This is a genomic window from Legionella sp. W05-934-2, from assembly GCF_964199965.1.
Classification (GTDB): domain Bacteria; phylum Pseudomonadota; class Gammaproteobacteria; order Legionellales; family Legionellaceae; genus JAFIFT01.
This window is the reverse complement of sequence record NZ_CAXMZT010000002.1, coordinates 42,859-62,795: the sequence shown is the minus strand read 5'-3', so window position 1 is coordinate 62,795 and position 19,937 is coordinate 42,859. Positions and strand designations below refer to the sequence as shown.

The window sequence follows — 19,937 nt, the reverse complement described above, 5'->3', positions numbered from 1 at the left end:
CATGAAACAAATAATTCGAATTTTGCTTTTTAGTATCATTCCATGTATTGCTTTTGCTGTTACAAGTAAGGGGCATAGTGATCCGGTTGCCCCGGTGGTCTTATGGGTAACGTTTATTTTCTTTTTTGCCATTTTGGGCCGCTACTTTGCGAGGCTCATGGATCAGCCTGCTGTTTTGGGTGAATTATTAATTGGGGTTTTGCTTGGTAACTTACTCTATTTATTCAATGTCCCCTTATTTATTGTGCTGAGGGAAGGATCGGCAATCTATACAATCGTTCAAGATTTATTAGAAGGCGATAATTTAGTGCAAGCTGTGAACTCGGCGATCCCAAATGCGTTTTATGCAAAGCAAGTCGCAGCTGCATTATCGAGCAGCAATGGAACAGAATTCATTAAAATTGGTTATATGGTTGATATCCTATCCCGATACGGTGTTATATTTTTGCTATTTATGGTAGGGCTCGATAGCTCAGTGGATGAATTAAAAAAAACAGGGGTTGAGTCTTTTCGCGTTGCTGTCATTGGAGTCGCTGTGCCAATATTGTTGGGCTATGGTGTGGCAATGTATATGCTTCCTCAATCAAGTTATCATATCAATTTATTCGTCGCAGCGACGTTATGTGCGACCAGTATTGGCATTACGGCGAGAGTTCTTAGAGAGCTTAAGCGACTAAAAACTAGAGAGGCGCAAACCATCCTGGGTGCTGCGATGATTGATGACATCTTAGGATTAATTATCCTTGCCGTTGTTTCCAGTATTGTCATCACTGGCACGGTGGATCTCAAAGAAGTAATGCAAATTATTATTTGGGCTGTCCTATTTTTTGGGGGAGCTATTATTGTCGGACCATGGGCTTTGCGAAGAATGGTTAATTTTTTCTCGTTTCTATCATTATGGGAAGCCAAACTATTTATTACCTTTATCTTCATTATGACATTGGCCTGGTTAGCAACGGTGGTGGGATTAGCAACGATCATTGGCGCTTTTGCTGCTGGTTTAATATTACATGATGGTTATTTTTCCAACCATGCTGAGAATTCACGACCTGAATTTAGCATTAAAAACTTAGCTTCTCCCTTAGAGTCAATCTTAGCACCCCTATTTTTTGTACTCATCGGCATTCAGGTGAAACTAGAGTCATTTTTTCACTGGCAAGTCATTTTATTAGCAATGGCCTTACTCATTGCCGCCATTGTAGGAAAATTAGTCAGTGGCTGGGGTGCAAATCGTAAAGATGATAGGTTACTCGTGGGCATCGGTATGATGCCGCGTGGTGAGGTAGGATTAGTATTTGCATCCATCGGTCGAACACTAGGCGTCATTTCAGATGAGCTATTTTCAGCAATCATATTAATGGTTATTGTGACAACAGTCATAGCACCACCATTAATTAAGGCGCGATTTAAAGACTATCGCAGGAAGCGGGTTCATGACAATTAGTATTGAGTACATTAGTCAGCTTGTTTTAAATGCGCTGAATGAAGATATTGGTTCTGGCGATGTGACCGCTCAATTAATCAGTAAAGAACGGGTTGGTAAAGCATCGATTATTTGCAGAGAACCCATGGTTGTTTGCGGTCAAGCGTGGGTAGATGCTTGCTTTCATCATTGTTCACCGAACATTATCATAGAATGGTTAGTCAAAGAAGGCGAATACATCACTCACCCCAAGGCGCTATGTATCATTGAAGGGCCTCTTGCACCCATGTTAACGGCAGAGAGAACGGCATTAAATTTTTTGCAAACATTATCTGCGACAGCCACTCAAACAAAGCGCTATGTCGATAAAATTGCCAATACCAATTGTCGTGTATTAGATACCCGAAAAACCATTCCAGGGCTAAGACTTGCACAAAAATATGCTGTAACCATTGGTGGGGGCTTAAATCATCGTTTTGGCTTGTATGATGCCTATTTGATTAAGGAAAATCATATCCAGGCCTGTGGTTCCATTGCCGCTGCGGTGTATGGAGCAAAGAAGGCAAATCCTGGTATATTCATCGAAGTCGAAGTTGAAACCTTAGTGCAACTGGAAGAGACATTGTCATTAGCCGTTGATCGAATTATGTTGGATAATTTTTCCTTACAGGATATTCAAAAAGCTGTTTCTTTACGGGGGAATCACCCCTGCGAATTAGAGGTTTCAGGAAATATCCGTCTAGAGACAATCGAAGAAGTGGCCAGAAGTGGGGTCGATTATATTTCCGTTGGAGCGATCACCAAGTCAATTAATGCGATTGATTTGAGTTTACGGTTAGAGGAATAATAACATGAATATCGTATTAACGGGGGGCGGCACAGCGGGGCATGTCACGCCAAATATCGCATTGATAAATGCTTTACAAGAGCAATCTGCCCAATTGAGTTACATTGGTTCTGCTCATGGGCCGGAGGCAGAAATCATCTCCAAAGTAAGCATCCCCTTTTTTGCCATTAGCTGTGGAAAGTTACGACGATACTTTAGCTGGCAAAATTTCATTGACCCTTTTAAAACCTTGGCAGGGATTGTCCAGGCATGGCGTCATTTAAGAAAAATTAAACCCGATCTGGTCTTTTCGAAAGGTGGCTTTGTTGCATTTCCAGTGGTGGTCGCCGCCTGGCTTAGACGAATTCCAGTGATTGTCCACGAATCAGATTTTACCCCTGGCCTGGCTAATAAACTGAGTTTTCCATTTGCTTCAAAAATATGCTTAACCTTTGCCGCTGCAAAAAAACACATTCGTCAACAAGATAAAACGATGGTGACAGGAACACCCATTCGCCCCACGCTTTTTTTAGGCGATAAAGCCCAAGGGCTTTCTCTTTGTGGTTTTGATGGTAAACTCCCTGTGCTAATGGTCATGGGCGGTAGCTTGGGATCGCAAACAATTAATGAAGTTTTACGCGCTTGTCTGCCAGATTTAATTTCGGCCTTTTCGATTATCCATATTTGTGGTAGGGGTAACCTGGATGATTCATTCGATTGTATAAATTATTGCCAATTTGATTATGTGGATGAGTCTTTACCCCATCTTTTTGCTGCGGCAGATATGATTGTCACTCGCGCGGGCGCAAATGCTTTATATGAAATTCTGGCATTGAAAATCCCTAATTTACTCATTCCGCTCCCCTTAAAAGCCAGTCGGGGAGACCAAATTGATAATGCTAAGTACTTTGCCAAGTTAGGTGTCAGCCGCGTTTTATTTGAGGAGGACTTAACAAAAACCTCATTCACTTCAGCCGTACACTTGTTAGCGCAAGACCGGCAAACATTAAAAGACAAATTGCAACAAATTAACATCCAATCAGCCACTCCGGAATTGCTGATGTTATTTAAGGAATTTAGCCATGATCGACAAAAATCAACTAAGCCAATATATTGATTCCTGCTGGGAAAATGCCATTATCCCTGCGTTGGTTGACTATATTAAAATTCCTAACAAGTCACCTCATTTTGATGTCAATTGGCAACAAGCTGGGCATATGCAAAAGGCGGTCGATCTCATTTTTTCATGGTGTCAAAATCATGCACCCAAAGGCACACAACTTGAAGTTGTTCAATTACCTGAAAGAACGCCATTAATATTTGCAGAGATTCCTGGCGATTCAGGGCATACCATTTTGATGTATGGTCACCTGGACAAACAGCCAGAAATGGTCGGTTGGCGAGAGGGACTTGGCCCTTGGAAACCGGTATTAGAAGGTGATAAATTATTTGGTCGAGGTGGTGCGGATGATGGTTATGCCGCATTTGCTTCATTAACTGCGATTAATGCATTACAACATCAGAACATCCCCCACTCACGCATCGTTATGATTATTGAAGCGTGTGAAGAGAGTGGTAGTTTTGATTTGCCTTACTATATTGATGCACTACAAGATCGTATTGGTCACCCTGATTTAGTGATTTGTTTAGATTCGGGGGCGGGCAATTACGATCAACTGTGGATGACTACCTCTCTTCGTGGCAATGTCGTAGGCAATTTAACAGTTTCAACATTGACAGAAGGCATTCATTCAGGCTATGGCAGTGGTATTGTTGCGGATAGTTTCAGAATATCACGGGCATTATTAGAACGTATTGAAGATCAAGAAACAGGGGAAATTCGATTACCTGAATTACATTGTCCCATTCCCGATGTGCGTCAACAACAAGCGGAGGCATGCGCTGACATTTTAGGAGCTGAACTGGAAAATGCTTATCCCAGGCAAGGCGATACACAGCCAATGAGTTCTGACAGAGCGACTCTAATTTTAAACCGAACCTGGCGTCCAGCACTGACTGTTACCGGCTCAGATGGGATGCCAGCGATTGCTGATGCAGGCAATGTATTGCGACCCTATACATCCCTGAAATTATCCATGCGCACACCACCTGAAGTGGATGCCAAGCGGGCAGGGGATGCTATGCGAAAAGTCATCATGGCGTCTCCTCCCTACCATGCTTCGGTGGATTTTCATATTGAAGATGCTGCCAATGGATGGCATGCGCCCATTATGCCGCCTTGGTTATCACAAGCGGTCAATCAGGCCTCACAGCAGTTTTATGGTAAGGACGCTGCGTTTATGGGGGAAGGGGGAACCATACCATTTATGTTTATGTTGGGCCAGAAGTTTCCTGAAGCACAGTTTATGATTACCGGTGTTTTGGGCCCTCATTCAAATGCGCATGGACCTAATGAATTTTTACATATTCCAATGGTTAAAAAATTAACTGCTTGTGTGGCTTGGGTTATTTCCTCGCATTATCAATATGCGGCAAACATCGAGGGCATCTAGTAACAGTCTATCTTGATGCGATTTCCACCCCAATAAGGTTTTGCTGAATTGATGCGCTAATTGTTTGATTTGGTATAAATCTTGGTGATAGCAATCACAAAAAAGCAAACTAGCACTAGAGAAAAACCATAATACAAAGATGCTTTTTCAGGGGAAGTCCAGCCAAATAAGTGCTCAGTAAGAAGCGGCCTTAAATTAACACGATTACCGGAATGGGTGTTCATATACAAGATGGCTTGCGTTTTTAAAAACACCACATGAATGATGAATGCAGCCATGGCATTTGTACCAAATAACTCAATGGGTTTAAGCCATTTTTGCCAACCCTTGATGTCCACAAGCCAATAGCATAGGGCAAAGACTATCAGCGCAAGTCCAGCAGTCCAAAGAACATAGGAGCTTGTCCATAGCGTTTTATTGATTGGAAAAACCATTCCCCATAACCAACCGATGGCCATTGCAAGTAAACCGGCCGTGCTCATGCCGATTAGGCGTGTTTTTAGGGATTTGTCTGATAAAATCCATACGCCCAAGATATTTCCGAGTAGTGCAGTCGCTATGGCAGGAAATGTGCTAAGTATCCCTTCTGGATCAGGTCCTCCTTGATATAAATGACTTGAAGGGACAAGCAATCGATCGATATAGGCTGCAAAGTTACCTTCATAGCTTAAGTTACCAGAGGCAAATCCAGGAACAGGCATTAATACCATCACTAGCCAATACGCTATTAATACGCTAATCGTAATAAATGCAATCATTCTGATTTCAGTCGTAAGAAACAAAACAGAGGATATCAAATAGCAAATAGCAATTCGTTGAAGCACACCAAAGATGCGAATTGAGTTCAGATCAAAGTGGTTAGGATAGGCGTTAAGCAGGAGGCCTACAAGGAAAAGAAATACAGCGCGCTTAATAACTTTTTGTAATAAAACGCTGGTTTGCAAGCCTTTAGCACGAAGTTTTGTTATGGATAAGGTGACTGACACGCCGACAATAAAAATAAAAAAAGGAAACACCACATCTGCTAGTGTACAGCCATCCCAGTTGGAATGGGAAAGCCAATTATATCCGTGATTGTTATCAAGACTGTTAACCAAGATCATCAAGGCAACGGTCAGTCCACGAAATATATCGACGGACCTGTGTCTAACAGTGATTTTGTTCATCGTCGTTAATCATTGATGGATTGTTTTAATGTCGTTATATGCTGATAGGCATCGTCAATTCGACTTAGGCTTATTTCACCCGATTGAACTTTTGATTCGATGATATCAATAATCTGTTTGGCACTTTGTGGTTTTTCAGAAAGCTGGTTGCCAAATATTAGCATATCAGCTCCTGCATTTATTGCTAGGGTAACTGATTGTTCAAGAGGATACTGATTGCTGATCGCTTTCATTTGCATATCATCGGTCATGATGACACCATCAAACGATAACTGCTTTCGCAGAATGCCGGTTAACATTTTATAGGACAATGTGGCAGGCATACCAGAACTATCTAATTGACGGTTAACAATATGAGCAGTCATCACTATGCCACAGCTTTGTTGTTCTCTTAGCAGTGACAAATAAGGAAATAGCTCAGAAGCATCCCAAGTTTTACTGACATCAACGAATCCTAAATGAGAATCATTGGATGAACTGCCATGACCGGGAAAATGTTTATAAGCACATTGTATGCCGTGACTTAAAAATGCTTTGGAGAAAACAGACGCGAATTTCGCTACGGTTGCTGGATCATTGGAAAAACTCCTCTCCTTTTTGCCAATGATAGGATTATTCGGATTGGCATTAATATCCAGGTCAGGGGCAAAATCCAAATTAAACCCAGATTTTTGCAAAGTTTGAGCGATTGCATCGGCTGCTTGTTCAGCTTCCGGCAATGATTTTGTTCCAATTTCAGCAGCAGACATTGTTTTTGGGAAGCCATAATCCTCTCTTAGTCGAGTCACTTGCCCACCCTCGTAGTCGACTGAAATAAGAAGCGGTAACATGGGTCGATGGTGATTACGATTTGCTTGTTGAGTAAAATACTGTAAGTCTTGGTTAAGCTTTTTTACTTGGGCAGGGCTTTCAATATTTCTATCAAATCGTTGCGTTTGATAGTCATAGTCAAATAAAACGACGCCACCGATGTTTTCGTGATTAATCGCTTTTATAATGTCGGATTGATGGGTAACTGTTTTGCCGTCGAATCCCATTATTAGCATTTGTCCAATTTTATCTCGTAAGCTGATAGGCTTTGCAAAAAGGCTTTCGCCATAGAGCAAATTTAGAAATAGCATTAAAATAGCAATAGGTTTCATATGCGATCAGGTTGGATAAAAGAAAACAAATATAACAAAAAGACATCATCTGGTCAATTGTTGACTATTTTGAATGTTATTCAAAATGACGATTAAGATTTATCGCTTTTAGTTGATTTTGATTTACCAGGTTTCTTTTTGTTTTTAGCCCGCTTTTCTTGCCATGTTTGCAATTGAACGTATAACGCTGGTACAAATACGACAGCCAAACAAGTGGATGCCAGCATGCCGCTGCTGACAGCAATACCAATTGAGCGACGGGAGTTTGCACCTGCGCCACTCGCAAAAACGAGAGGCATAACACCCATTATGAAGGCAAATGATGTCATTAAAATGGGTCTAAATCGTGTTTTAGCGCCAATGACAGCTGCTTCTAAAATCGATTTTTTATTATAAAGCCGCTCTTCACGCGCCACTTCAACAATGAGAATCGCATTTTTAGCTGAAAGGGCTATCAATAATAGAATCCCTATCTGAGTATACATGTTGTTGGCAACGCCTAACAAGGATAGTACAGAGACTGTTCCAAGAAGTGCAAGAGGCACACTAAACAAAACAGAAGCAGGCGTCACCCAGTTCTCATACTGGCCAGCTAAGATTAAATACACCAATACAAGGGATAGCAAAAATATGTAATAACTTAAGTTACCAGCGATTTTTTCTTGATAAGCCGTACTTGTCCATTGGAAAGAAATGCCAGCAGGCAGTAATTGTGTGGCTAATTTTTCCATCGCATTGATGGCTTGACCTGAACTATACCCTTTGCTTGCCATGCCATTGATACTACTGGAAGGGTATAAATTATATAGGGAGATAATAGATGGGCCAACGGTTGGCGTGATGTCAGTAAGGGTGCCTAAGGGGACCATTTCCCCAGCCGTGTTTTTGACATAATAGTTGCGTACTTCCTCAACGGTCATCCGTGATTGATTATCCGCTTGAACATATACTTGAAACACCTTGCCAAATTTGGTGAACAAATTGACATAAGATGAGCCCAAGTAGGTTTGTAGTGCATCAAATGCATCGCCAATCTCCACCCCGAGTGATTCGGCTTTGGTCCGATTAATCGGTGCATAAAGTTGAGGCACAGAAGCGCGAAAGGTTGACATTAGCTGTTGGAAAATCGACAACTGATTGGCTTGGTTTATGAGATTGTCGCTAACGGCCTGCAGTTTTTGATAGTCAAATGTCCCATCTTGTAACTCGACCATCATTTGGAAACCGCCTGATAATCCGAGTCCTTGGATTGGTGGGGGGACCACCACCAGTACTTTTGCTTCGAGCGTATTATCAGCGATAATTTTAAATTGATTATATAAGGATAATAGATCTTCTGACTTCCCACGCTTGCTCCAATCTTCAAACATAATATAAATCATGCCGGCGTTTGCTAAGGTTGCATTATTATCCAATAGGGAAACACCACTGATGGTGATCACATCCTTAACCCCTTTGACTTGTTTGATTTTCGTTTTTAAGTCATCTAAGGTTGCATCTGTTCGGTTTAAAGCAGCTCCATCGGGCAGCATGACGCTCATCACAATGTAGCCTTGATCTTCAATTGGCACAAATCCTGTCGGGATTCGGCTTAAGCCAAAAATTGCAATGGCGACTAAGACGGCAGTAATGATGCATGCGGTACCGCTATGATGAACCAGCTTGTCTATAAATCGCGAATAGGCTGCTTCAACGGGATTGTATGCTTTGTCAAAGGCTTTAAAGAGCCAATTTTTAGGTTTTGTTTTATCAATGGGCCTTAACCACAATGCGCATTGCGTTGGCTTTAAAGTCATTGCATTGATGGCACTGATGAACGCTGTGGCGGCAATCACAAGCGCAAACTGGGCATACATTTTCCCTGTTAAGCCAGGCATGAATCCAGCGGGTAAAAAGACAGCCATCAATACTAATGTAATGCCGACAATGGGGCCTGTTAATTCTTTCATTGTTGTAATAGCAGCTTTCTTGGGCTCAAGACCCTTTTCAATGTTGTGAGAAACCCCTTCAACAATGACAATCGCATCGTCCACTACAATACCAATAGCTAAAACCAAGGCAAAAAGTGTGAGTAGATTGATACTATAACCGAGCATATACATGGCGATAAAAGCACCAATGATTGTGACGGGTACGGTGGTGGCAGGCACTAAGGTTGCACGGAAATTTTGTAGAAATACCATGATGACAATTAATACCAGAATACCTGCCTCGTATAAGGTTTTATAGACTTCATTGATTGAGTCTTCAACGAAAATCGTTGTGTCAAATGGAATTTGGTAAGTCAGCCCGGGCGGAAATTTTTTAGCCATTTTCTCCACGGCTGCTCGCACATCGTCAGCTACTTGCAATGCATTAGCGCCAGGTAATTGAAATATCCCGATGGCAGCCGCTTCTTTGCCATTGAATTTCGCTGTTTGTCCGTAACTAGAAGAACCAAGCTCCACTCGACCAACGTCGCGGATGCGAATTATCCTGGCGCTGTTGGATTCATTTTGATTACTTTGGCCACCTGAGGCTTGGTGTTTGATGATGATATTGGCAAATTCTTCGGGGTTTGCTAACTGGCCAGGAACATTGACGGACAGTTGATAGGCTTGGTTGCCTACTATCGGTGGCGCGGATATTTGGCCAGCAGAAACTTGCCTATTTTGTCTACGAACCGCATTGAGCACATCACTGGGTGTTAATGAATAAGCCAGCAGTTTGCTGGGGTCTAGCCAAATACGCATGGCATAATTGCCTGAACCAAATATGAAAACGTTCCCAACGCCAGGGATTCGCGCTAATTCATCTTGCATGTTGATGGTGGCATAGTTATTTAGAAAAAGACCATCATAGCGATTATTTTCGGAGGTCAAGGTGATAAACTGCAAAATGTTTGTCGACTTTTGCTGGACTAAAACGCCTTGTTGTTGAACGGGATCGGGCAATTGAGCCATGGCTGCTTGGACTCGGTTTTGCACTAGTACTTGGTCAAAGCTTAAGTCTGTGCCGATATCAAAAGTGACAATCAAATTATAATTACCATTGTTAGTGCTTGTCGATTGCATGTATAGCATATTTTCGACACCATTGACTTGTTGTTCAATCGGAAGGGCAACAGTATCAATCAGTGTTTTAGCATCTGCACCAGGGTAGGTGGTCGATACTTGAATCGTTGGCGGAACGATGGGTGGGTATTGAGAAACGGGGAGAACAAATATAAAGACAGCACCCAATAATACTAATAAAATGGCGATGACATTCGCTAGAACGGGCCGTTCGATAAAAAATTTTGCCATCATGATTTTTTCTCATCACTTTTTTGGGGTCTCACAAGGTTGCCGGGTGTTGCAAATTGTAAGCCTTGAACAATGATGTCATCTGTATTAGATAACCCTTTGCTAATCGCTATGCGACCTTTTTCTTTAGGGCCTGTCTGGACATATTTTTGGACGACCGTTTGTTTATTATCAACGGTTAGGATGTAAGGCCCTATTTGATCATATAGGACTGCTGTTTCGGGCACTGTCAACATCGGTGCCGGTTGAGAAATAGGAATTCTCACTTTGACGAATAATCCCGGAACAAATAGCAGATTTTTATTCTTCAAAATTGCCCGAAACTCTAAAGTTCCTGTGGAAGGATTTAATCCCGTGTTAATAAAATTCATGCGGCCTTCATGTGGGTATCCGCTTTCATTTTGCATGCCAACGAATACGGGTATCTCATTAATATCCTCAGCGGTAATCCCTTCTTTTCTTGCTGCTTGCCTTAATTTTAAGAGATCCAATTCATTGAGGTTAAAGTAGACGTAGATTGGCTCAATTTGCTCAATGGTGGCTAACTTAGTCGCTTGGCCATTCCCCACTAAATTACCTTCATCGACGAAATGCCTGCCAATGCGTCCATCGAAGGGGGCCTTCACATGAGTATAACTATAATTAATTTCCGCATTGACTAAATTCGCTTTCGACTGGGATAGATCTGCTTCGGCTTGCTCTTGTTTAGCTAACCACACCTCAACACTGTTCTTAGATGTTGCATTCTCTCGATACATGCGCTGTTGTCGGTTGTACTCGGATTTAGCATAATTTAAGCCAGCTTCAGCAGCTTGCACAGCGGCTTGTGCTTCTTTCAATTTCTCTAGATAGGGCTTTGGTTGTATAACAAATAACTGGCTTCCTTTACGAACAAATGTACCATCGGTAAAGGTAATTGCTTCAAGATATCCTTCGACACGAGCGACGAGATCAACGGTATTATAGGCAACTGTATTGCCAGTTTGTGTAACATATTCTGCAAGCTTGAGGGTTACTGGTTTCGCAGTGACCACTTTTGGCGGTTGAAGTGTTAGTTGATTACTTTGCTTATTGAAGAAAACAAAGTGAAAAATCAGATACACAATGATTATAATTGCTGCAATTTTACCATATTGTATTAGTTTTTCTTTCGATATCGTCATCGTTATCACCAAACGGGTAAGTATAGTTGTTCAAATTGTTGTTTCGGAGTCACAGGAGGGAGGTGATTTTGTGGTTCCAATAGGATACCCCAATTCGTTCTTTCTGACATCGCCTGTTTAACGTGCTCGGGAACAATATCTTTACCTTTCCTGATTTCCCAACCGCCCCCTAATGATCGATATAATCCAACGACGGCAAGTGCAATATCACCCCTTGCAGTTGTCAGATTGGATTGAACTTGAAGCTGTTGACGAAGTGAGTCAAGCACAGTGGTATAAATGGTTTCGCCTTCTTTATAACGGATTAGCGATAACGTTGAGGACTGGATAGCCGATTGATTTGCTGTACTCAATGAAAGCGTCGTTTTCTTTGCCTGAATATACTTGCTAATGTAATTTTGTACTTCTTCCTGTGCTTTTAAAACCGTATTCAAATAATTCAATAACGCTTCTTGGAAGGATGCATCTTGCATTCTCACGGCATTGGTAATTTGCCCATAATTGAGAATTGGCCATGTGACAGCGGGTCCTGCTGTTACATACCGACTGGACCAACGGAACATATCACTAATCTTTGAATTACCGATATCGGTACTGCTAAACGTAAATGTTCCAGATAGAGATAACGCTGGGAACAAGTTTGCTTTAGTTGCACCAATAGCAGCTGATCGAGCCATGGCTTTAAAACGGGCTTCTGCAACATCGGGTCTTTGACATAAAATTTGCTTAGGAATGCCAACTTCAACTTGCGCAGGGGCTCGTGGGATGCCCTGACTTTTTGTTAATAACGCATCAACTTGATTGGGGACAATGCCCAATAAAACGGCAAGTTTATTTTTTTGTACTTGTAACTCAGCGATTTGTGCTGGAAGCTGTGCTTCTGTCTGAGATAACTGGGTTTTTGCTTGTTGCACGTCTAATAAACTGGTTTGCCCGGCTCGATAGCGGGAGTTAACAATCTGTAAGCTTTCTTTTTGTAATTGTATGTTTGATCGTGTGACACCGATTAATGCCTGATAAGTACGAATATTAATATAGGTGCTGGCGATATCGGCTGTTAAAGAAACCAATGCATTGTCATATGATGCGATGGAGGCAAGAAATGATGCATCATTGGATTCAATCGCCCGCCGATATTTACCCCAGAAATCAATTTCCCAATTGGCGGTGAAACCTAAAGCGGCAGAATCAAAACTGGGAGGTAAAATTTGTTTCAATGAACTGCTACCTATTCTTGTATAGGTATAATTGCCGATCCCAGCTTGGGTTTGAGGATACAACTGACCAACTGTTTGGGCTAATTGAGCTCGAGAATACAGGACGCGAACACCGGCCGTTTGTAACGTTAAATTGTCTTGCACCCCTTGTTGGATTAATTTATCTAACGTTGGATCACGAAATGACTTCCACCAATTTGTATGGTGTGCATTTGCCTCTTTGACTGAGGCATATTTACTTTTCGATGCCTGCATCCATCGTTTCGATACTTTGACTGTTGGATCATGATAGTCTGGACCAACTTTTGTGCAAGCACTTAATAATGAGATGGTTAAACAGGTAGCAACTATTCGCATATATGTTGGTCTTCCTTTACCTTAGCAGCATGCTCAGTAACAGGTATTCACCCGCTTAGGCTAGAATATTCGGATAAAGCGCTTAGGACACTATACCGAATAATATGATAAAAAAGCAATGAGTTAGATAAAATTGGGGGCGAATTTGGAATGCTCGCGTATTGAATGTATTTAATATGGATTATATAAAACAGCCTGCATTAGCTCGCGAGAGCGAGCGTAATGCCAGGCTTAGAGAATTATTTTTCAACCTTGATATCATAAGGTTGAAGTTCTTTTTGACCTTTAAGAAACGTTGTGATGGCATCGACTTGCTCAACGGTGGCTGATGACACAATGCCTGCATCGCATGTATTGGTGGCTCCGTCATCCGTGACTATCACCCAATTGCCTTGTTTTGCTTCTGTTGTGCATGCACAGTTGGCCTTAGTCGGGTCATTTTTATCAACAATGCAAGGCTTATCCAGGCAATTAGCCCAGACTCGATCATTGGTGCAGGTTTTATAGGCTTTAATGGGATAATACCGGGAATAGACAAGGTTACCCATGTCGGTTTTTTTCATTGCTTTACAGGGTTCTTGTGATGCCGAGTAGCCGTCATGAACTGTGCATTTGCAGTTAACCACCTTATTATCCCCTTCAACAGCCGTGCAAGGCGCGGTTGTACACAGTGCAAAGATGCTTTTACACGCATAGAATTTCGTGTCATCTGCATAGGTAACGGGGGTAAGAAGGAGGCTAAAGCAAATCGTTAGAAATCGTTTCATATCAATCTCCTATGAGTTACATAGTAAAGACTAGTTCAACAATCGGGATAAAACAAATTGCTATCAAAAATAGGCTAAATATTGATACCCAGATTTTGCCAATTACCAATACGATCTGTTTCAGCGTTGCTTATGGCCAGTTGATTAAGAAACGCGTCGCGTTTTACTAACGTAGCACCCAAGTTTTCTAAATGGGTATTGGGTAATTGGCAGTCAATAAAATGCAAATTAAGTTGATTAGCGATTTTGCAAAGCACATACAGTGCAACTTTAGAAGCATCCGGAACCAAATGGAACATCGATTCACCAAAAAATGCAGCGCCAAAGCTGATTCCGTATAGCCCGCCAACCAATTTATTTTCTAGAAGAATTTCAACAGAATGAGCAAAGCCCATGTGATGTAGTGATGTATAACAATCAATCATTGATTGGGTAATCCATGTATTGTTATCCCTGCCTTGGGTCGTTGCACAATTTACAATAACTTGCTTAAATCGTTGGTCGTATTGAATTTGCCATGGTTTTTGCAAACTTTGCTTGAAGCTTCGATTTATTTTGAGGTTATTTGGATATAAAACAAGCCGTGGATTAGGAGACCACCACAAAATCGGATTTCCAGGTTGAAACCAGGGGAATATGCCTTGGCGATAGGCTTGAAGAACTCGAAATGGATTTAAATCCCCACCAATTGCAAGCAATCCTTGTTTATCGGCTGTTTTAGGGTGGGGAAATGTGTAAGCTATCGTTTGCTGCCAATCAAAATCCAACGGATTATCCCTCAAGTCCGTCCAGATATTTTTCAGCATCAAGGGCTGCCATGCAACCAAAACCTGCGGATGTTACCGCTTGTCGATAAACTTGATCTGCAACATCGCCACAGGCAAATACACCGGGGATATTAGTCGCTGTTGCCATTCCTTCTAGTCCTGATCGAATGATGATATAACCATTATTCATGTTCAATTGATTGCGAAAAATTTTAGTGTTTGGATCATGACCAATTGCTATAAATACGCCATCAAGATTTAGCGTTTGTACTGAATTGTCTAAAACACTTTTCAATTTAACACCAGTGACTTTCATGTCATCACCGATCACCTCATCTAACACATGGTGCCATATGAGATTGATATTGCCATGCTCTGCTTTCTCAAATAATTTATCTTGTAAAATGCGTTCCGATCTAAGTTGGTCACGGCGATGAATTAAGGTGACTGAAGCAGCAATGTTAGAAAGATACAAGGCTTCTTCCACGGCTGTATTACCCCCGCCAATGACACACACCGCTTTATTGCGATAAAAAAATCCATCACATGTTGCACACGCAGAAACGCCTTTTCCCATGTACTGTTGTTCAGATGGGATGCCAAGATATCGAGCGGATGCGCCTGTTGCAATGATTAAGGCATCGCACGTATAGGTTTCAGTATCCCCTTTAAGCCAGAAGGGTTTAGTGGATAAATTGACTTCCGTAATATGATCAAACACCACTTTGGTGTCGAATCGTTCGGCATGCTTTTGCATCCGTTCCATGAGCACAGGACCTGTCAATCCTTCCACGTCCCCGGGCCAGTTATCCACCTCTGTGGTGGTGGTTAATTGCCCACCCGGTTCCATGCCTGTAATCACAACGGGGTTCAAATTTGCTCTTGCTGCATAAACTGCAGCCGCATACCCCGCAGGGCCAGAACCTAAAATAATCAGTCGATGGTGATAGTTCGCTGCCATAAGTCTCCCATCCAGAAATAAATATATGATAAGATGTGTGATAGTATGATAATTTATAGAATATGAAAAGTCTTATGGGTAAAAATAAAACGAATACATCATCAACCGGCCGAAGCGTTCCTGACACCTCGCATAAGCGGTTAATCGAAGGCGCATTTATCATTATCTTATGCGGCGCACTATTTGTTGTCCTCTCACTCCTTACATACAACAGTCAGGATTCCGCCTGGACTCATGTCGGTTATCATGCCAAACAAGTGACTAACTCAGGCGGCCAAGTTGGTGCTTATATTGCTGATTTGATGTATTGGCTTTATGGATATATGGCCTATATTATACCAATTGGCATTGCGTTTGTTGCCTGGCGGGTTCTCCAAGAACAGCGTTTGATTACTCAAGAACACCACTCGACGCTGTTGTTACGCACCGTTGGACTGATTTTTCTCATTTTGGGTGCGTGTGGTTTATTAAGTATGGAAGAGCCACTAAAGCCTCTGGATACCTTACATGCCACGGGGGGTATTATTGGCGATGGCGTAACCGCTTACCTTATTCAAGGATTAAACATACAAGGGGCGACCTTGGTATTGTTGGCATGGTTTCTTGTTGGGGTAACATGGTTAACGGGTTTATCCTGGGTTAAGTTATCTGAGTGGTTAGGAAAACTGCTTTTTGCTTTGTTGATGAATATCTGTAAGGTGGTTGGCGTTGTTGTATCAGCCTTGTTTTTGGCGATAAAATCAATTTTTACCCGTTCGGAAAAACCGAAACAAACCAGCGTGCACAAACCACTTATTCGAAAAATAGAACCATCCATTAAGATTGTCAAAGAGACACCGGATGTAACCATTGCGCATGAACCAATCAAACTTTCCAAAGAAGCACAACCTGCGAAAACAATACGTAAGGTTAAAACTGATGGAAGTATGCCACCATTGAGTTTACTGGATAGACCTAAAACAGGAAAGAAAACCGGTGGTTTTTCTGCCGATGAACTGGAACATTTATCCCGTGAAGTGGAACAGCACTTATTTGACTTTGGTATCCAAGCGGATGTTGTTGCTGTTCAACCAGGGCCTGTGATTACACGGTTTGAATTGCAACTTGCCGCTGGCATTAAAGTCAGTAAATTAACAACCTTAGCCAAAGATCTTGCTCGCTCTTTATCCGTGATCAGTGTGCGGGTTGTTGAAGTTATTCCAGGAAAAACAGTAGTCGGTCTTGAGCTACCGAATGCTCATCGCGAAATTGTTCGCTTATCAGAAGTGTTAGAGCACGATGTCTATACAAAAGCAACATCCCCCTTATCGCTGGCTTTAGGTGTTGATATTGCTGGCCAACCCACAGTGGTCGATTTGATTAAAATGCCGCACCTATTGGTTGCAGGTACGACTGGGTCGGGTAAGTCAGTCGGGATAAACAGCATGATTCTAAGTTTATTGTTTAAAGCATCGCCGGATGATGTTCGTTTGGTGTTGGTTGATCCAAAAATGTTGGAATTGTCCGTTTATGATGGTATCCCGCATTTGTTGACACCGGTGGTGACAGACATGAAAGAGGCGGCAAGTGCTTTACGATGGTGCGTCGGGGAAATGGAGCGGCGTTACCGTTTAATGGCGGCGCTAGGGGTGAGAAATATCGCTGGCTATAATACCAAAGTGCTGGATGCAGAGACTAATGGCGAGCCGATAGTCGATCCCTTATGGAAACCGGTTGATTCGATGGAAGAGGAAGCGCCAATACTGAAAAAGTTACCCTATATTGTCGTTGTTATCGATGAATTGGCAGATATGATGATGGTTGTCGGCAAAAAAGTAGAACAACTGATTGCGCGTATCGCTCAAAAAGCCCGAGCGGCGGGTATCCATCTGATTCTAGCGACACAGCGCCCATCGGTTGATGTGCTAACGGGCTTAATTAAGTCAAATATCCCGACGCGTATATCGTTTCAAGTGTCATCAAAAATTGATTCAAGAACCATTCTCGATCAGCAAGGCGCTGATCAACTATTGGGTCATGGCGATATGTTATACTTGCCACCGGGAAGTGGTGCCCCATTTCGGGTACATGGGGCCTATGTGGATGATAAAGAAGTTCATCGTGTGGCAGATGCTTGGCGAGCCAAAGGCCAACCTGATTATATTGAATCTATCACCCAATTTTCGACCGATAATTTGGATCCCTTTGCGGATCCGGATGAAGAAGGGGAAGATATTGAGGATTCCGATCCATTATATGATGAGGCGGTGCAGTTTGTTTTGCAGTCGCGAAAAGCAAGTATATCTTCTGTGCAAAGGCGTCTAAAAGTGGGTTATAATCGAGCTGCTCGTTTGATTGAGGAAATGGAACGTACGGGTATTGTTGGCCCAATGGATGGGGGTGTTCGAGAGGTGTTGGTCGATGATGTGGCGAAGGGGTGAAAAATGCTAAAAAATTCGATTAAATTATTCGCTGGATTTTATTTGTTATTGGTTTCAACAAGTACCTTGGCAAATACGCCCGAGGATCGTTTGCAAGAAAAACTTAATCATATGAAGTCTATGACAGCAAGTTTTAAACAAATTGTGCGAGCTGAAGGACGTGAAGTATCGCGTTCGAGAGGGAAAATGGCGTTATTAAGGCCTGGACGATTTCGATGGCATACAATTTCCCCCATGGAGCAGCTTGTTGTAGCAGATGGTAGTAAACTATGGGTCTATGATATCGAGTTAGAACAAGTGACTGTTAAAAGGCAACAGAAAGGGATTGGGGGAACACCGGGATTATTTCTGAGTGGCTACGATGACACGGTAAGCCGGGACTTTCATGTTGTCGAAAGCAAAATGAGACATAATCAAACTCAATATGATATGAACGCTAAATCAAAAGACGAGAACTACCAAAGAGTCCTCATGACGTTTAATCAAGACAAACTGGTTCAGCTGGTGTTGTATGATCAACTTGGCCAAAAAACCACGGTCGATCTTGCCAGTATCCGCACAAATCCAACAGTGCCAATGTCTCAATTTAAGTTTAAGCCACCTAAAGGTGTTGATGTTGTCAAGCAATAATCTACCATTCGATGATAAAGTCACGCCATTGGCAGAGCAACTTCGCCCATCATCTTGGCAAGCGGTTGTTGGTCAAGACCATTTACTAGGCGAAGGGAAACCGCTATATCAAGCATTCAAGCATGGAAAGCCGCATTCAATGATATTTTGGGGGCCGCCTGGGGTTGGTAAAACGACATTGGCTTATTTATGTGCAAAAGCGTTCGATTGCGAATGGATCCCCTTATCAGCGGTATTAGCTGGTGTAAAAGACATCCGTCAGGCTGTTGAAATAGCGAGTGATAATCTGCACAAAGGGCGGCATACCATTGTATTTATCGATGAAATCCACCGCTTCAATAAGGCGCAACAAGATGCATTGTTACCCTTCACTGAAAGTGGATTAATTACGTTTATTGGCGCAACCACTGAAAATCCCTCTTTTGAAGTCAATGCTGCCTTACTATCACGTGCTACCGTATATACCTTAAGTTCATTGAGCCATGATCACTTGAAAGAATTGTTAAATAGAGCCATCACGTTTTTAAACGGAAAACTGCAGCTGGATGCAGGGGCGACGGAGTTCATAATTGATATGGCTGATGGGGATGGACGTCGATTGTATAATGCATTGCAATTATTATCCCAATTATGTGATAGTACCCAGGCCTTGACACATGAGCAGGTAAAACACTACCTGCAAACCCATTATCGGCGCTTTGATAAAGGTGGGGATCAATTTTATGATCAAATTTCTGCCTTACATAAATCTGTCAGAGGTTCATCACCGGATGCTGCCTTGTATTGGTTTTGCCGTATGATTGATGGTGGTGCTGATCCGAAGTATCTTGCTCGTCGCATTGTCCGTATGGCTTGGGAGGACATCGGTCTTGCTGACCCCCGAGCATTGCAAATTGCCAATGATGCTGCAGCGACTTATGAGCGGCTTGGTTCCCCAGAAGGGGAATTAGCACTGGCTCAGGCAGTCATCTACCTATCGATCGCTGCAAAAAGTAATGCAGGGTATATGGCGTATAAGCAGGCAAGTGCATTTGTTGCCCAAGATCAATCCAGACTTGTCCCATTACATCTTCGCAATGCACCCACATCGTTGATGAAATCGCAAGGGTATGGTCAGCAATATCGCTATGCTCATGACGAACCTTACGGCTATGCAGCCGGCGAAACATATTTTCCAGAAGGCATGAATCCACCCCAATGGTATCAACCTGTTGATCGTGGTCTTGAGCAAAAAATCGGTGAGAAATTAAAATTTTTACAACAATTAGATGAACAAGCGAGAAAAAAAAGATAGACTAAGA

The 19,937-nt window shown here is 42.3% G+C and carries 15 protein-coding genes; 7 read left to right on the top strand and 8 right to left on the bottom strand.

The features are described 5' to 3' along the window. The first annotated feature begins 1 nt into the window (after window position 1). Genes AB3348_RS02230 through AB3348_RS02215 form a run of 4 tightly spaced genes read left to right on the top strand, consistent with a single transcriptional unit; the run spans window position 2 to window position 4,762 of the window. Entirely contained in the window at window positions 2-1,444 is a 1,443-nt protein-coding gene (locus AB3348_RS02230) for a cation:proton antiporter (RefSeq protein WP_367605927.1), read from the top strand. Then, complete coding sequence (nadC, locus tag AB3348_RS02225) at window positions 1,434-2,270, top strand: carboxylating nicotinate-nucleotide diphosphorylase (RefSeq protein ID WP_367605926.1); 837 nt, start codon at window positions 1,434-1,436, stop codon at window positions 2,268-2,270. The genes AB3348_RS02230 and nadC overlap by 11 nt, the downstream gene beginning before the upstream one ends. Before the next feature lie 4 nt (window positions 2,271-2,274). After that, window positions 2,275-3,366, top strand: a complete 1,092-nt coding sequence (locus tag AB3348_RS02220) for an undecaprenyldiphospho-muramoylpentapeptide beta-N-acetylglucosaminyltransferase (RefSeq protein WP_367605925.1) — start codon at window positions 2,275-2,277, stop codon at window positions 3,364-3,366. Further along, the gene (locus AB3348_RS02215) at window positions 3,332-4,762 is read left to right on the top strand and encodes a M20 family metallopeptidase (protein ID WP_367605924.1); all 1,431 of its coding nucleotides are present in this window, start codon (window positions 3,332-3,334) and stop codon (window positions 4,760-4,762) included. The genes AB3348_RS02220 and AB3348_RS02215 overlap by 35 nt, the downstream gene beginning before the upstream one ends. A gap of 56 nt (window positions 4,763-4,818) precedes the next feature. On the opposite strand, the gene AB3348_RS02210 is transcribed toward AB3348_RS02215, so the two are convergent. The 8 genes from AB3348_RS02210 to trxB all read right to left on the bottom strand — a co-directional run bounded on the left by AB3348_RS02210 (window position 4,819) and on the right by trxB (window position 15,586). Further along, window positions 4,819-5,928, bottom strand: coding sequence for an acyltransferase family protein (locus AB3348_RS02210; RefSeq protein WP_367605923.1), 1,110 nt, complete (start codon window positions 5,926-5,928; stop codon window positions 4,819-4,821). A 5-nt stretch (window positions 5,929-5,933) separates the two neighbouring features. Next, the gene (locus AB3348_RS02205; protein ID WP_367606192.1) at window positions 5,934-7,049 is read right to left on the bottom strand and encodes a glycoside hydrolase family 3 protein; all 1,116 of its coding nucleotides are present in this window, start codon (window positions 7,047-7,049) and stop codon (window positions 5,934-5,936) included. A gap of 113 nt (window positions 7,050-7,162) precedes the next feature. Further along, a complete protein-coding gene (locus AB3348_RS02200; RefSeq protein WP_367605922.1) occupies window positions 7,163-10,357 on the bottom strand; it encodes an efflux RND transporter permease subunit in 3,195 nt (1,064 codons plus the stop codon). Then, a complete protein-coding gene (locus AB3348_RS02195; protein WP_367605921.1) occupies window positions 10,354-11,517 on the bottom strand; it encodes an efflux RND transporter periplasmic adaptor subunit in 1,164 nt (387 codons plus the stop codon). Before AB3348_RS02195 ends, AB3348_RS02200 begins: the two co-directional genes overlap by 4 nt. A gap of 5 nt (window positions 11,518-11,522) precedes the next feature. Continuing rightward, entirely contained in the window at window positions 11,523-13,091 is a 1,569-nt protein-coding gene (locus AB3348_RS02190; RefSeq protein WP_367605920.1) for an efflux transporter outer membrane subunit, read from the bottom strand. Between the two features lie 239 nt (window positions 13,092-13,330). After that, window positions 13,331-13,858: a hypothetical protein gene (locus tag AB3348_RS02185; RefSeq protein WP_367605919.1), complete on the bottom strand. Its 528-nt coding sequence runs from the start codon at window positions 13,856-13,858 to the stop codon at window positions 13,331-13,333. 74 nt (window positions 13,859-13,932) lie between these two features. Further along, entirely contained in the window at window positions 13,933-14,664 is a 732-nt protein-coding gene (gene aat / locus AB3348_RS02180) for a leucyl/phenylalanyl-tRNA--protein transferase (RefSeq protein WP_367605918.1), read from the bottom strand. Beyond that, window positions 14,630-15,586 carry a thioredoxin-disulfide reductase gene (gene trxB / locus AB3348_RS02175; protein ID WP_367605917.1) on the bottom strand — a complete coding sequence of 319 codons (957 nt, stop codon included), beginning with the start codon at window positions 15,584-15,586 and terminating at the stop codon, window positions 14,630-14,632. The genes aat and trxB overlap by 35 nt, the downstream gene beginning before the upstream one ends. Before the next feature lie 74 nt (window positions 15,587-15,660). On the opposite strand from trxB, the gene AB3348_RS02170 reads away from it, so the two are divergent. From AB3348_RS02170 to AB3348_RS02160, 3 genes are read left to right on the top strand one after another with little or no spacing between them, the layout of a single operon-like run. Then, window positions 15,661-18,006 carry a DNA translocase FtsK gene (locus AB3348_RS02170; protein ID WP_367605916.1) on the top strand — a complete coding sequence of 782 codons (2,346 nt, stop codon included), beginning with the start codon at window positions 15,661-15,663 and terminating at the stop codon, window positions 18,004-18,006. A gap of 3 nt (window positions 18,007-18,009) precedes the next feature. Then, complete coding sequence (lolA, locus tag AB3348_RS02165) at window positions 18,010-18,636, top strand: outer membrane lipoprotein chaperone LolA (RefSeq protein WP_367605915.1); 627 nt, start codon at window positions 18,010-18,012, stop codon at window positions 18,634-18,636. Continuing rightward, on the top strand, window positions 18,620-19,930 hold the full coding sequence (locus tag AB3348_RS02160; RefSeq protein WP_367605914.1) for a replication-associated recombination protein A: 1,311 nt from the start codon (window positions 18,620-18,622) through the stop codon (window positions 19,928-19,930). Before lolA ends, AB3348_RS02160 begins: the two co-directional genes overlap by 17 nt. The last annotated feature ends 7 nt before the right edge of the window (window positions 19,931-19,937 follow it).